This is a genomic window from Acidiphilium sp. PA (assembly GCF_026191915.1).
GTDB lineage: Bacteria > Pseudomonadota > Alphaproteobacteria > Acetobacterales > Acetobacteraceae > Acidiphilium.
Window position 1 is genome coordinate 119,306 of the sequence record NZ_JAIMBY010000003.1, and the last position, 13,151, is coordinate 132,456.

General features: G+C 68.2%; 11 protein-coding genes. 5 read left to right on the forward strand and 6 right to left on the reverse strand.

Going from position 1 to position 13,151, the window contains the following annotated elements:
- Positions 1-7: 7 nt before the first annotated feature.
- A complete protein-coding gene (gene hrpB / locus AruPA_RS06745; protein WP_265635882.1) occupies positions 8-2,440 on the reverse strand; it encodes an ATP-dependent helicase HrpB in 2,433 nt (810 codons plus the stop codon).
- A 47-nt stretch (positions 2,441-2,487) separates the two neighbouring features.
- On the opposite strand from hrpB, the gene AruPA_RS06750 reads away from it, so the two are divergent.
- Genes AruPA_RS06750 through AruPA_RS06760 form a run of 3 tightly spaced genes read left to right on the forward strand, consistent with a single transcriptional unit; the run spans position 2,488 to position 5,690 of the window.
- Positions 2,488-4,521 carry a protein-disulfide reductase DsbD gene (locus tag AruPA_RS06750; RefSeq protein WP_265635883.1) on the forward strand — a complete coding sequence of 678 codons (2,034 nt, stop codon included), beginning with the start codon at positions 2,488-2,490 and terminating at the stop codon, positions 4,519-4,521.
- 23 nt (positions 4,522-4,544) lie between these two features.
- Entirely contained in the window at positions 4,545-5,024 is a 480-nt protein-coding gene (locus AruPA_RS06755) for a hypothetical protein (protein ID WP_265635884.1), read from the forward strand.
- Positions 5,025-5,057: 33 nt separating this feature from the next.
- Entirely contained in the window at positions 5,058-5,690 is a 633-nt protein-coding gene (locus AruPA_RS06760) for a c-type cytochrome (RefSeq protein WP_265635885.1), read from the forward strand.
- Here AruPA_RS06760 and AruPA_RS06765 read toward each other — a convergent pair.
- The gene (locus AruPA_RS06765; protein WP_265635886.1) at positions 5,685-6,893 is read right to left on the reverse strand and encodes an ABC transporter substrate-binding protein; all 1,209 of its coding nucleotides are present in this window, start codon (positions 6,891-6,893) and stop codon (positions 5,685-5,687) included. The two genes, AruPA_RS06760 and AruPA_RS06765, sit on opposite strands and share 6 nt — an antisense overlap.
- A 77-nt stretch (positions 6,894-6,970) precedes the next feature.
- On the opposite strand from AruPA_RS06765, the gene AruPA_RS06770 reads away from it, so the two are divergent.
- Both AruPA_RS06770 and AruPA_RS06775 read left to right on the forward strand, forming a co-directional pair.
- Positions 6,971-7,972: an NAD(P)H-quinone oxidoreductase gene (locus AruPA_RS06770; RefSeq protein ID WP_265635887.1), complete on the forward strand. Its 1,002-nt coding sequence runs from the start codon at positions 6,971-6,973 to the stop codon at positions 7,970-7,972.
- Between the two features lie 299 nt (positions 7,973-8,271).
- Complete coding sequence (locus tag AruPA_RS06775) at positions 8,272-9,513, forward strand: hypothetical protein (RefSeq protein WP_265635888.1); 1,242 nt, start codon at positions 8,272-8,274, stop codon at positions 9,511-9,513.
- A gap of 148 nt (positions 9,514-9,661) precedes the next feature.
- On the opposite strand, the gene AruPA_RS06780 is transcribed toward AruPA_RS06775, so the two are convergent.
- The 4 genes from AruPA_RS06780 to AruPA_RS06795 are packed head-to-tail and all read right to left on the reverse strand — an operon-like array spanning position 9,662 to position 13,127.
- Complete coding sequence (locus AruPA_RS06780; protein ID WP_265635889.1) at positions 9,662-10,441, reverse strand: ABC transporter ATP-binding protein; 780 nt, start codon at positions 10,439-10,441, stop codon at positions 9,662-9,664.
- Entirely contained in the window at positions 10,438-11,223 is a 786-nt protein-coding gene (locus tag AruPA_RS06785) for an ABC transporter permease (RefSeq protein WP_265635890.1), read from the reverse strand. Before AruPA_RS06785 ends, AruPA_RS06780 begins: the two co-directional genes overlap by 4 nt.
- Positions 11,224-11,230: 7 nt before the next feature.
- The gene (alr, locus tag AruPA_RS06790) at positions 11,231-12,307 is read right to left on the reverse strand and encodes an alanine racemase (protein ID WP_265635891.1); all 1,077 of its coding nucleotides are present in this window, start codon (positions 12,305-12,307) and stop codon (positions 11,231-11,233) included.
- Between the two features lie 4 nt (positions 12,308-12,311).
- The gene (locus AruPA_RS06795) at positions 12,312-13,127 is read right to left on the reverse strand and encodes an EcsC family protein (protein ID WP_265635892.1); all 816 of its coding nucleotides are present in this window, start codon (positions 13,125-13,127) and stop codon (positions 12,312-12,314) included.
- Positions 13,128-13,151: the final 24 nt, after the last annotated feature.

Consider the following 13,151-nt stretch of genomic DNA (forward strand, 5'->3'; position numbering starts at 1 on the left):
CGCCTGATCAGGATCGTGGCCGCCGCGGCAATGCCGGGGCGCGCCACGGTTCCTCCGGCCATTCATGCTTCGGATAGCGCCCGCGCATGTCCTTGCGCGCATCCAGCCAGCCGCCGCGCCAGAACCCCGCCAGATCCCCCGTCACCGCAATCGGCCGCTGCGCGGGTGACAGCAGCGCAATCTGCAAGCCGATCCGCCCATCCGCCAGTTTCGGGGTGGCATCCAGCCCATAGAACACCTGCGCCCGCGCGGAGGCGACCGGTACCGGCGCCTCATAATCGATCGTCGCCATGCCCCCGGGTGCGGCAATCTGTTCGGGCAGCGCCCGGGCTAGCGCGCGAACCCGCTCATGCCCCAGCACATCGCGCAAAATCGCCGCCAGATCGAGCCCGGCGACCTCCTTCAGGCGCGACAGTCCGGCCAGGTAGGGAAACAGCCATGTCTCGAAATCCGCGATCAGCGCCGCATCGGTGAAATCAGGCCAGCCCCCGGGCTCGATCGAGCGCATCCAGCCGACCCGGGCCTGCAATTGCCGTACCGCGCCGCTCCAGCCGAGCAGCGCCGGCTTTGCCGCCACCGCCGCCCGCAGCGCCGCCGCGATCTCCGCCGCGCTGGCCGGCAGGCTCCGATCCGACAGCACGATGGTGCCGAACCGCCGCCGTTCGCGCAGCATCACCGCGCCGGACGTGCCCTCGAGCGCGACATCGCGGCTGGTCGTCACCAGCCCCGCCAGCCGCGTCTCCAGCACCGCCGGGTCGAGCGGTGTCGCCAGCCCGATCCTCGGCGCGCCGCGCCCGCCGAGCGATGCCACCGCCAGCATCGGCGCCCGCGCCAGCGGATCGGCCAGATCCAGCCGCGCGCCACCGCCATCCGCCAGCCGGAAACTGCCCGGCTCGCCGCGTCGGGTTGCCACCCGGTCGGGAAATCCCGCCGCGATCAGCACGGCTGCATCGCCCGCAGCGGCCTCATCACGCCCGAGCCCGAGCCGCGCCCGATAGGTCGCGCCAGCCTGGCGGATGCGCGCCAGTGCGGCCCGATCGCCCGCGCCGCGCCCGGCAATCGCGTCCAGCCGGAGCAGAATCTCCGCACTGCCCGCTTCTCGCAGCGGATCGCGCTCCTCCAGCAGCGCCGCAATATCGGCGGCGAGCGCCTGTTCACCCGCTGTGGTCGCCGCCAGCATCAAAGCGGCCAGCCGGGGCGCAGCGCCCAGCGCCGCCATCTGCCGGCCGCGCGCGGTGATTGTTCCGCCCGTATCCAGCGCGCCGAGTTCGCCCAGCAGCGCCTGCGCCGCCGCCACCGCGCCATCCGGCGGCGGATCGGGAAACGGCAGGTCGCCGATCCGCTCGCCCCAGGCGGCGCAGGCCAGCGCGAGCGATGACAATTCCGCCTCCATGATCTCCGGCCGGTCGAACTCCGGCAGACCGCGCTGCAACGCCTCCGTCCACAGCCGGATCGCAACGCCCGGCGCCTCGCGCCCGGCGCGGCCGGCCCGCTGGACGGCCGCCGCCTTGCTGATCCGCCGTGTCACCAGCCGGGTCAGCGCCCGCCCGGCATCGAACTGCGGCGCGCGCCGATAGCCGCCATCCACCACCACCCGCACCCCCGGCACGGTCAGCGAGGTTTCGGCGATACTGGTCGCCAGAATCACGCGCCTCGTGGCGGCGGGTGCCAGAACCCGCGCCTGCTCACCCGGCGGCAGATCGCCGAACAACGGCAGCACGGTCACACCCACCCCGGCCAGGGCCGCCTCGGCGCGGCGGATTTCGCCCACCCCGGGCAGAAACGCCAGAATATCGCCCCGATGCGCCGCCAGCGCCGTGCGCACCACACGCGCCAGCGCATCCGGCAGATCGCGCGGATCGGCAAGGTCGCGCGCCGCGTATTCAATGCTGACCGGATACATCCGTCCCGCGCTTTCGATCACCGGCGCCTGCAGCAAACCGGCCAGCCGCACACCGTCGATCGTGGCGGACATCGCGAGCAGCCGCAGCTCCGGCCGCAAGCCGCGCTGCAGATCGAGCGTCAGCGCCAGCGCCAGATCCGCCTCAAGGCTGCGCTCATGGATTTCATCGAAAATCACGCAGGCGACCCCGTCGAGCCCGGGATCGGTCAGCAATCGCCGGACCAGCAACCCCTCGGTGATCACCTCGATCCGCGTGCGCGGCCCAACCACGGCCTCCAGCCGGGTCCGATAGCCGACCAGCCCGCCCGGCGCCTCGCCGATCAACGCGGCAATCCGCTCCGCCGCCGCCCGGGCAGCGAGGCGGCGGGGTTCCAGCATCACAATCCGCCCCTCGCCCACCCAATCCGCCGCCAGCAGCGCCGGCGGCACCAGCGTCGTCTTGCCGGCGCCGGGGGGGGCGATCAGCACCGCGTTCGGCTGCGCAGCGAGAGCGGTTTGCAGCGCGGGCAGCATGGCGGCGACGGGCAGATCATCCATGGCTCGGCCGGTTAGCACCGAACCGCGTCCCGTGCGATAATCGACCGATGCGATCGATCCATTGCCTGATCCCTCTGTTCGCCCTCTGGCTGCTCGCGCCGATCCTCGCCCATGCCGCCGAAAGCAACCGGGTCACCTCATCGCGCGCGACCGTCTCCCTGGTATCGGCGACCAATGCCGCCACCGGAACCAGCCTGAAACTCGGCCTGCTGTTCCGCCTCAAGCCGGACTGGCACATCTACTGGTCCGATCCCGGCGACGCCGGCGAGCCGCCGGGCATCACGATCACCAGCCCCAAGGGTGCGACGTCCGGCCCCTTCGCCTATCCCGCGCCACACTGGCTGGTGGCGAGCGGCGTGGGCGATTACACCGAAACCGGAAACGCCCTGCTGCCCTTCACCCTGCATCTGCCGCAAGCCGGAACCACCCGGATCACCGCGACGGCGGACTGGCTGGTCTGCAACCCGCAAATCTGCGTCCCCGAGCACGGCGCCTTTACCCTCACGCTGCCCGGCGGTGCCGGCGCGTCACCCCAGGCGCCGCTGTTCGCGCAGGCCGCCGCCGAAATGCCGCGCCCCTCGCCGTTCCACGCCACCATCGCGCCCGATGGCATCCTCGCGATCACCGGGCCCGGTCTCGATCGCGCCGCCGTCCGGACCGCGCATCTCTTCCCCGACGATCCGGCGGCGATCGCCAACGCCGCCCCGCAGACCCTCGGCTTCGTCAAAGGCGGGTTCACCCTCGCGCTGCACCCGGCGGATGCCAAGAAACCGCTGAAATCCCTGGCGGGCGTGCTGGAAATCACCGACCCCTCGGGCCAGACCCAGGCGCTGCGCATCGCGGCGCAACCGGGCGCGCCCCCGCCGCCACTGACCCGCACGCCCTGGTATGTCTGGATCGGCGGTGCCCTGCTCGGCGGGTTGATCCTGAACCTGATGCCCTGCGTGTTCCCGGTGCTGGCGATCAAGGCGCTCGCGGTGGCGCGCCTCGGGCATGACGACCGGGCCCGCGCGCGCGCCGAATCGCTCGCCTATACTGCCGGCGCCATCCTCGCGATGCTTGCCCTCGGCGGCGTGCTGCTCGCCCTGCGCGCGGCGGGCTCGGCGGTCGGCTGGGGGTTTCAGTTCCAGTCCCCCGCGTTCATCGCGGTCATGGCCTGGCTGATCTTTACGGTCGGGTTGAATTTTGCCGGCGCGTTCGAAATCGCCGGTCTGGAAAATCTCGGCGCCGGCCTCGCCGCGCGCGGCGGCCTGATCGGCAGTTTCGCGACCGGCCTGCTGGCGGTGGTGGTCGCAACCCCCTGCACCGCCCCCTTCATGGCGGGTGCGCTGGCCGCCGCCCTGGCCGCGCCGGTGATCCTCGGGCTGAGCATTTTCGCGGCCCTCGGCCTCGGCATCGCGCTGCCGTTCCTGCTCATCGCGCTCAGCCCCGGCATCGCCCGCCTGCTGCCGCGCCCCGGCGCGTGGATGGATGTGCTGCGCCAGTTCCTCGCGTTCCCGATGTTCGCGACCGTGATCTGGCTGCTCTGGGTCATGGCGCTGGAAGCGGGCGCGGGCGGCGTGCTGATCGTCGGTGCCGGCGCCGTGCTGATCGGCTTTGCGGTCTGGCTGCTGCGGTTCCGCCGGCGCGCGGCGCGCAGCCTTGCCATCGTCGCGCTGATCGCGGCGGCGCTGCTGCTGCCGCGCATCATCCCGGCCGGTGCAACCGGGCGGGCAACCAGCGCAGCCCTTCCCTCGGCCGTCGCGTTTTCGCCCGAAACCCTCGCGCGCCTGCGCGCTGCCGGCAAGCCCGTGTTCATCGACATGACGGCGGCATGGTGCATCACCTGCCAGGTGAACGAGCGTGTGGCGCTCGCCCCCGCGCGCGTGCAGGCCGCCTTCCGCGCGCATCACGTGACATTGATGACCGGCGATTGGACCCGGCGCGATCCGGCGATCACGCGCTATCTCGCCGCGCATGGGCGCGACGGCGTGCCGCTCTACCTGTTTTATCCGCCCGATCACGCACCGCCCGAAATCCTGCCGCAGATCCTGACGCCATCGATCGTCACATCGGCAATCGCCGGGTCATGGACGAAATGATCAGACCGCCTAGATACATCGGCATGGCATCATCCATGATCCGCGCCGCCGCCGCAGTGGGCCTCGCCGCCGGGCTGACCGGCACGGCCTTCGCCGCCGCGCTGCCACCGGTCGGCCTGTGGCAGGGGCGCTACAAATGCGCCCAGGGCCAGACCGCGCTCGCGCTCCAGATCACCGCGACCAGCCCGACCCGGGTGCACGCGGTCTTTTACTTTCATGCCCTCGCGAGCAATCCGCACGTGCCGCAGGGATGTTTCTCGATGCAGGGTCGTTTCGACCCCGCCACCAGGCGCCTGCACCTGAGCCCGATCCGCTGGCTGTCGCAACCGCCGTTCTATGTGTGGACTGGCCTGTCCGGCACGGTGGGGGCGGGCGGTACCGTCCTGACCGGCACGATCCAGGGGCCGGCCTGCACCGGTTTCGCACTCAAACCGAGCGCGACGCTGCCAGTGCCGCCCGCGCCGCCGGCCTGCCGGATGGATCAGAACGGGCCGACGGTGTAGGGACACGCGTAATCGTTACAGGGGATAAATCGCATGAACGGTTTCAAGGCTGGGTTCGTCGCGCTGCTGGGCATCGCTGCCGGCATCGGCATCGCACAGGCCGCACCGCCGCCGCAGGTGGCACAATGCGCCGGCTGCCATCAGGCGAACGGCATGGGCAATCCGGTGGCGGGATTCCCCGCCCTGGCCGGCCAGCCGACCGCCTATCTGCAAGCCCAGTTGTACGCGTTCAAACACGGCACAAGGCACAACGGCATGATGAGCAGTTTCGCAAACAGCCTGACCGCGGCCGACCGCAAGGCGATCGCCGCCTATTATCATAGCCTGCCGGTGGTCGCCCCTGCCGCGCTGCCCGCCGCCCCCACCGATACCATCGGCGCGAAGCTGGCCGTCCAGGGTGCGGACATCGGCACCACCCATGCAATTCCGGCCTGCGATTCATGCCACGGCGCGGGTGGCCTCGGCATCGCCCCGGCGTTTCCGCGCCTTGCCGGCCAGCCGGCCCAATATCTCGAAAATCAGCTGACGGATTGGCAGAAAGGCTCGCGCAACGAGAGCAATCTGCACCTGATGCGCAATGTCGCGGTGCTGCTCAGCCCGGCCCAGATCAAGGCGGTCGCCGCCTATTTCGCGGCATTGCCGCCGGTCGCCAAACCCGGCTCATAGGCTGGTGATCGGCCGCGCGGCGCCGGCGATGGTCGGGTCGACCGTGATCAACCGCCCGCCGCGCCACTGCTGCAAGGTCGCGAAACTCGCCCGGTTCTGACCCTGGCCGTTGAACGCGCAGCCCCAACCGTTGGCGAGCGCGCCCCGCGGCCGGTCGGTCGCGAGCAGCGCGGCCATCACCGGCTTGTCCTGCCCGAGGGCAGCCGCCACCAGCTGCGCGCCCACATAGCCGGTCAGGCTCGCGCTGCCGCGCGGCGGGGCCGCATAGCGCGCCTGGTAGGCCCGGGCGATGGCCGCCGCCGGGCCTGACGTTGTATAAAGCGGCGTATCGACCACCATGGTGTTCTCGATCGCCCGGCCCAGCGCGAACCCGATCCCCGTCATCGCATAGCCGCCGCCCGCGCCGATGATCATGCGCGGCCGCCAGCCCGCCGTCGCCATCGCCGCATAGGCGAGCAGCACGTGCTCGGCGCGACCGGCATGGACCAGCAGGTCGATCTTGGCCCGCCGCATCCGGCCGATCTCGCTGGCCAGATCCATCGTGTCGGTCGCATAGCCGAGCGTCAGCACCACCGGCAGTCTGGTCGCGCGGGCCAGATCGAGCATGGCCGCCGCGAAGGAGCCATTGGTCGCGCCGTCATCGAACAACAGCGCGATCCGCAGTTCGCCCGCGGCCTTGCGCCAGGATGGCGCGATCTGCCCGGCGATCGCCGTGGTCGCGGTCGCGGCCAGCGTCGCGCTGGTCAGGCCGGTGCGCGCGAGCATCTTGAAGCCGCGGGTGGTGATGGCATCGGCCGGCGCATCGATCTCGACATACGGTATATTGGCGAGTTCCGCCGCCGCCGTGGCCACGAACGACAGGGTCGATGAGCTGGTGCCGATGAAGGCGGCCGGTGGATCGGTTTTGGCCAGTGACGCGATCGCGCGCGACGGATCGGCCGCATCGGCGCGGATCAGGCGGATCTTCTGGCTGCGGCCCCGGTTGGCATCGGCGATCGCGAGCGTCACGCCCCGCCACGCCTCATCGCCGGCCAGGGCCTCGGCGCCCTGATCGGGAAACAATGCCGCAAGCGTGGCTGACGATGCCGCCGCGCCCCGCACCGCCGCCGCACCCGGCCTCGATGCCGCCACCGCGAGGCCGCTGCCCAGCAGGGTGCGGCGGGAGAGGGGTGCGGCGCGCAGGGCGGGCGGTTGAGCGGTCATGCATCCCCTATATAGAGAGTGCGCGCGCCGGTGAACGCGGCCGCGCGACAAGCTCATACCCAAAAAGGACCCGAGCCATGACAATCCCGACCCAGATGCGTCACGTCACCTTCGATACCCCCGGCGCGCCCGAGGTGATGCAGTTCACCACCGGACCGGTGCCGCAGCCGCAGCCGGGCGAAGTTCTGGTCAAGGTCGCGGCGGCGGGCATCAACCGGCCGGACATCCAGCAGCGCAAAGGCGCCTACCCGCCGCCGCCCGGTGCCAGCCCGATTCTCGGGCTGGAAGCCGCCGGCGAGGTCGTGGCCCTGGGCGAGGGCGTCACCGCCTGGCGTATCGGCGATCACGTCACCGGATTGTGCAACGGCGGCGCCTATGCCGAATATGTCGCAATCCCCGCGGGCCAGTGCCTGCCCTGGCCCGCCGGATTCGATGCCATCCAGGCGGCCTCGCTGCCGGAAACGTTTTTTACCGTCTGGGCCAATCTGTTCGACCTCGGCCGGCTCACGCCCGGCGAATCGGTGCTGATCCACGGCGGTACCTCGGGCATCGGCGTCACCGCGATCCAGCTCGCCACCGCGTTCGGCGCCAAGGCCTACGCCACGGCAGGCTCGGCAGCGAAATGCGCCGCCTGCCTCGACCTCGGCGCCGCCGGCGTGATCAATTACCGCGAGGCGGATTTTCTGGCGGATATCAAGGCAATGACCGAAGGCGCCGGTGTCGATGTGGTGCTGGACATGGTCGGTGCCCCATACACCAACCGTAATCTGCAGGCGTTGAAGCGCGGCGGGCGGCTCATCCAGATCGCCTTCATGCAAGGCACCATCGCGTCGGATGTCGATCTCCTGCCCATCATGGTCAAGCGCCTGACCGTGACGGGCTCGACCATGCGGCCCCGCACCGCAGCCGAAAAAGCGGCAATCGCCACATCTCTTCACAATGTCGTGTGGTCGTGGCTGGAGGCTGGCACCGTTCGCCCGGTTATTGCAGCGACGCTGCCCTGGTCAGATGTCGCACAAGCGCATCAATTGATGGAAAACAGCACGCATGTCGGAAAAATAATACTAAATCTAGGTTAGTAAGATTTTGTGTTACATTAGCAACATACGCGCGTTTGCGTGGAGACTCATCCATCCGGCACTAACGCTGACAGCGATGTCAGGTATTTGCTGCGCTGCAACACAGGCGCAGCCCGGCCTCGGCCGGTCAAACATTAACCGGCGAGGTCGCCCGAAAATGAGGCAAATGTTGCCGTTTTATGTCGCTTGTTAGAATCCCTGCAAAGAAATTTTAACGAATGCCGCTGAAGTTTTTCTTGCTTTGCACCATCGGGTCAGTTATTTGGAAACCATAAATTAAGTTTTTTGGAGGCTTCCTGATGAGTAGTTCCGTAACGGTTGTTGGCGGTGTCAACAACAGCACCATTTCAGGCCTGGTATCGGTCCCGGTTGCTGGCCTATCGACGTCTGCGCTTTCGAGCCTGCAGAGTTCATTGACCGCCCTGACGGCTTCGATCGTCGGCGGTTCGGTGGGGCTGGCGAATGACGATCTGCTCGTCGGCGGCGGTACGGTAAGCTTTTCGAACCCGCCCCCGACCAGCGCGAGCGCACCCTATGTCCTCGAATTGACCAATACGCTTGCCAACGGAACGACGACGGCTGGTTCTTACAGCGGCGCAGCGATCGGGATCGCCTCGGTTTACGGAACCGTGATTGCTCAGGTTCCCGGTACATTGACCCTGACCGGCAGCGGCTTGAATACCGATTTCATCCTCGGCGCGGCAACCAACGTCGATCTGACGACCACCGGCGGCAACAACACGATCCTCGGTGCAGGCGGTAACGACACGCTCAACCTGCAGGGTTCCAACGTCGCGACATTGAGCGGCGGCCTCGACATCGTTCACTCATATTCGGGCAGCAACACCATCGTGGCGACAGGCTCCGCCTCGGTGTTCGCCGGACCGCCGTCTGGCTACGCGGGCAAGATCGACTTCATCAACAACAGCAGCGCCGCCGTATCGGTGTTCGCCGGCAGTGGCTCGGCGACGGTTGCGGCAGGTGCCGGCGGCGCCACCGTGCTCGGTGGTTCGGCCGGAAGCAACTCGCTCATCGGCGGCAGCGGAGCGGTCTACTTCGTCGGCGGCGGTAACGGCGATACCCTGGCGGCAGGGTTCGGCGGCGCAACCACCGTCACCGCGCCAAACTACCTGTTCGCGGGCGTTGGTAACGAAACGCTGCTGGCAAGCTCCGTTACCGGTTCCAACCTGCTCCAGGCGGGCTCTGGCGCCGATGTCATGTCCGCTTCCGGTTCGGGCACGCAGTACTTCTTCGGCTCGACCGGTTCCGCAACGATGACCGGTTCGTCAATGACCGGTGCGAACAACGTCTTCTTCTTCGGCAATGCAAGCAACTCCGGTGGCAACGACATTATCACCAACTTCGGCAAGAACAGCGAACTGATCGCCCTGAACGGGACCAATATCGAGTCGATCAGCAGCACGACGCTGAACGGCACCCCTGGCGCGCTGGTTACCTTGTCGGATGGCACGCACGTCACCCTCCTCGGTGTCAATGCCGCCTCGATCAGCGGTGCGCAGGGCGGTAGCGTAATCGCCTGACCATCATCTGAAGCCTCCACGGAAAACCCCCGGGAATCGATCCCGGGGGTTTTTTGTGCGCCGCGTAACGCTGTGGCCGGGGTATGAAAATCAACGAAACAACCGCCCACGGCGACCATGTCCCGGCCCGGCCGTCGCAGCCGTAAACCTACCTGCGCAGCGCCATCTTGATCGGCCCCTCGCTGCGCCCATGCACGAACTGATCGACCATCGGGTTGCCGCTGTCCATCACCGAACCCGCGGCACCCTCCCAGATGATCCTGCCGTCCAGAAGCATGGCAATCCGGTCGCCGATCCGCCCCGCGCTCGCCATGTCATGCGTGATCGCAATCGAGGTCGAGCCCAACCGCTTGACGCAGTCGATGATCAACCCGTCGATCACCGCCCCCATGATCGGATCGAGCCCGGTGGTCGGCTCATCGAAAAACATGATCGACGGTTCCGCCGCAATCGCACGGGCCAGCGCCACGCGCTTCTGCATCCCGCCCGACAGCTCCGATGGCGACAGATCCCCCACGCTGGCATCGAGACCCACCTGCGCGAGCACGCGCGCCGCCACCGCCCGCGCCTCTGACCGGTTGAGGCGCCCGCGCGCCAGCAGGCCGAACGCCACGTTCTCCCACACCGAACGGCTGTCGAACAACGCGCCGTTCTGAAACAACATGCCGATCTGATCGCGCAATTCGCGCGCCCGCCGCGGCTTGACCGTCAACAGGTTCTCGCCATCGATGAAAATCTCACCCGCATCCGGCGTGATCATGCCCAGAATGCATTTCAGCAACACCGATTTGCCGGTGCCCGAACCGCCGATCACCACCATCCCGGTCCCCGGCATCACGTCGAGGTCGACGCCATCGAGCACGCGCTTGGTGCCAAAGGATTTCTTCAACCCGCGCACCCGGATCTTCGGCTCCACAACGGCGCTCATGGCGTGAAGAACGCCTGCGTCAGCACGTAATCGAGCGCCAGGATCAGGATCGACGCCGACACCACCGCCGAAGTCGTAGCCCCCCCCACGCCCTGCGCGCCGCCGCGCGAGCGATAGCCATGAAAACAGCCCATCAACGCGATGATGAAGCCGAACACCGCCGCCTTGACCAACCCCGAAATCACATCGATCCGGCTCAGGCTGGTCACCGTATCCTGCAGATACGCCGTGGGGTCGAACCCCAACCGCACGGTCGAGACCAGAAACCCGCCGGCCACGCCGAGCACATCCGCCACCGCCACCAGCAGCGGCAGCGCGATCAATCCCGCCAGCAGCCGGGGTGTCACCAGATAGCGCATCGGGTTGGTCGCGAGCGTCGAAAGCGCGTCGATCTGGTCGGTCACCCGCATCGTGCCGATCTCGGCGGCCATCGCCGAACCGGCACGCCCCGCCACCATCAGCCCGGCCAGCACCGGCCCGAGCTCGCGCGTCAGGGACAGTACCACCACGCTCGCAATCACGTTCGAGCTGTCGAATTTGGAAAACCCGACATAGCTCTGCAACGCCAGCACCATGCCGGTGAACACCGCGGTCAGCGCGACCACCGGCAGGCTGAAAAACCCGATATCGAGCAGCGCCCGGCCGAAATTGCGCACATAGAACGGCGGCCGCACCAGGCCGAGCAGCGCGCTCGCGGTAAAGCCCGCCAATTCGCCCACCAGCGCAAGACTATTGATCACAAGCCGGCCGATCGCGGCCACCGGGTCGAGGACTAAATTCATGAGCCGATTATACCGATTTCGCGACGCGCCGATAGCGCCGCCCCAGGCTGGTCAGGATCTCGTAGGCGATCGTCCCCGCCTCCGCCGCCACATCATCCACCGCATGACCCGGCCCGATCAGCTCGAGCATGCTGCCCGGCACGATCTCGGGCAGGTCAGTGACATCGAACGTACTCAGATCCATCGAAATCCTGCCGACCAGCGGGACGGGTCGCCCCTCGTGCCGCGCGGTCAAACGGTTCGAGAGCGTACGCGCCAGCCCATCCGCATAGCCCACCCCGATCGTTGCGATCCGCGAGCGCCGTGCCGCCCGCCACGTCCCGTTGTACCCCACCGTCTCGCCCGGTCCGATCACCCGGATCTGCAAAACCGGCGCCGCCAGCGTCACCACCGCCCGCATCGGATTGGGCTGGCCCGGCACCGGATTGCCGCCATACAGCGCCACCCCCGGCCGCGCGAGGTCGGACCGCGCCGCTTCCCTGAGAAACATCCCCGATGAATTGGCCAGGCTGGTCGCAACACCGGGCAGCGCCGCGGCAACCGCGGCAAACCGCGCCACCTGCGCCGCGGTTTCCGGTGCACCCGCCACCTCCGCCGACGCCAGATGCGACATGACGAACTGCAGCGCGATCCCGTCGAGGCATGATCGATCGCGCAGCACCGCCGCCCACTCCCCCGCATCCAGCCCCAGCCGGCTCATCCCGGTATCGACATGCAGCAGCGCCGGCAACGCTTGGCCCGCCGCGCGCGCCGCCTCCTGCCAGCGCGCGCAATCGGCCAGCGAATTCAGCACCGGCACCAGCGCCCGGTCGATGAAATCGCCCTCGCACCCGGCCGGGCAGCCGTTCAACACCGCAATCCACGCCGCGCCCGCCACATCCCGCAACGCCATCGCCTCATCAGCGGTCGCCACGAAAAACCGCCGGCACCCCGCGCGCGCCAGCGCCGGCGCGATCAGCGCGGCCCCCAGCCCATAGGCATCCGCCTTGACCACCGCCGCGGTTTCGCCCCCGTGCGATGCGGCCAGACTGCGCCAATTCGCCACCACCGCTCCGACATCGACGCCCAGAACCGGTGCGGTCACGGCATCAGGCGGCGTTGCGGAACAGATGCTTGCGCTGGCGATAATCCTCCACGTACCGGTCGAAACACGCCCGCACCGCATCCGCATCGCCGTATTTGCGCTCGAGCGCGCGCAGCGTGAAATGAACCTGCGCCATGGTCTGAAAATAGCCCATGAAGAGATAATTCACCCCCGCACCCGCCATCGCACCCACCACCGGCACCATCGATGCCAGGATCTGGTCGGACATCACCACCGAAAACCGCGCCGCCACCGTGCGCAGAAAAATCGACAGCGGCGCATGGGTCAACGCGCCCCGCACCGCCCAGTACGACGCCTCGATATCCTCGTTCTCATCGCGAATCGTGCCGAACCCGAACACTTCCAGGCAGGCGCGCTTGGTCTCGAAACTGTCCAGATCCTCGCCATGGCTGCGCGCGATCTCGGCGATCGCCCGGAACATCATGGTCATCGTGAACGGAATATCGGCAAGCCCCAGCACCCCGCCCGTCAGCCCGGACAGCGCACCGCTCGCCGCCACGGCGTTGCGATAGATCTGTTCGGGCGCCTTACCGGCGTGTTTGCCCGCCAGCCCGAAGCGCGAGGCGCTCAACAGCGACCACATCGCCTCGGAGGCATATTCCTCGACGGCCCGCCGCCCGTTCGGCGCAATCCAGGTGATCGCGCGTTCCACCGCGCTGCCCGCCGTCCGGCCGATCCGGTTGAGCGTGCGCGTAAACAGCCCGCGCGAGGCGACGAAGCGCGACGCCGCCTGGTCGATCAGGACCCGGTCAGCCTCGCTGAAGCCTGCGCACGCATTGTTGCCGATCATCGTCGCCATGGGTGATCTTCCTCTGTCCCGGTC

Excerpts from the sequence above, each read along its gene's own strand:
- AruPA_RS06775 (WP_265635888.1), top strand. The coding sequence starts at position 8,272 with ATGAGTAGTTCCGTAACGGTTGTTGGCGGTGTCAACAACAGCACCATT.
- AruPA_RS06795 (WP_265635892.1), bottom strand. The coding sequence starts at position 13,127 with ATGGCGACGATGATCGGCAACAATGCGTGCGCAGGCTTCAGCGAGGCT.
- AruPA_RS06760 (WP_265635885.1), top strand. The coding sequence starts at position 5,058 with ATGAACGGTTTCAAGGCTGGGTTCGTCGCGCTGCTGGGCATCGCTGCC.
- hrpB (WP_265635882.1), bottom strand. The coding sequence starts at position 2,440 with ATGGATGATCTGCCCGTCGCCGCCATGCTGCCCGCGCTGCAAACCGCT.
- AruPA_RS06770 (WP_265635887.1), top strand. The coding sequence starts at position 6,971 with ATGACAATCCCGACCCAGATGCGTCACGTCACCTTCGATACCCCCGGC.
- AruPA_RS06785 (WP_265635890.1), bottom strand. The coding sequence starts at position 11,223 with ATGAATTTAGTCCTCGACCCGGTGGCCGCGATCGGCCGGCTTGTGATC.
- AruPA_RS06765 (WP_265635886.1), bottom strand. The coding sequence starts at position 6,893 with ATGACCGCTCAACCGCCCGCCCTGCGCGCCGCACCCCTCTCCCGCCGC.
- AruPA_RS06750 (WP_265635883.1), top strand. The coding sequence starts at position 2,488 with ATGCGATCGATCCATTGCCTGATCCCTCTGTTCGCCCTCTGGCTGCTC.
- AruPA_RS06755 (WP_265635884.1), top strand. The coding sequence starts at position 4,545 with ATGGCATCATCCATGATCCGCGCCGCCGCCGCAGTGGGCCTCGCCGCC.
- AruPA_RS06780 (WP_265635889.1), bottom strand. The coding sequence starts at position 10,441 with ATGAGCGCCGTTGTGGAGCCGAAGATCCGGGTGCGCGGGTTGAAGAAA.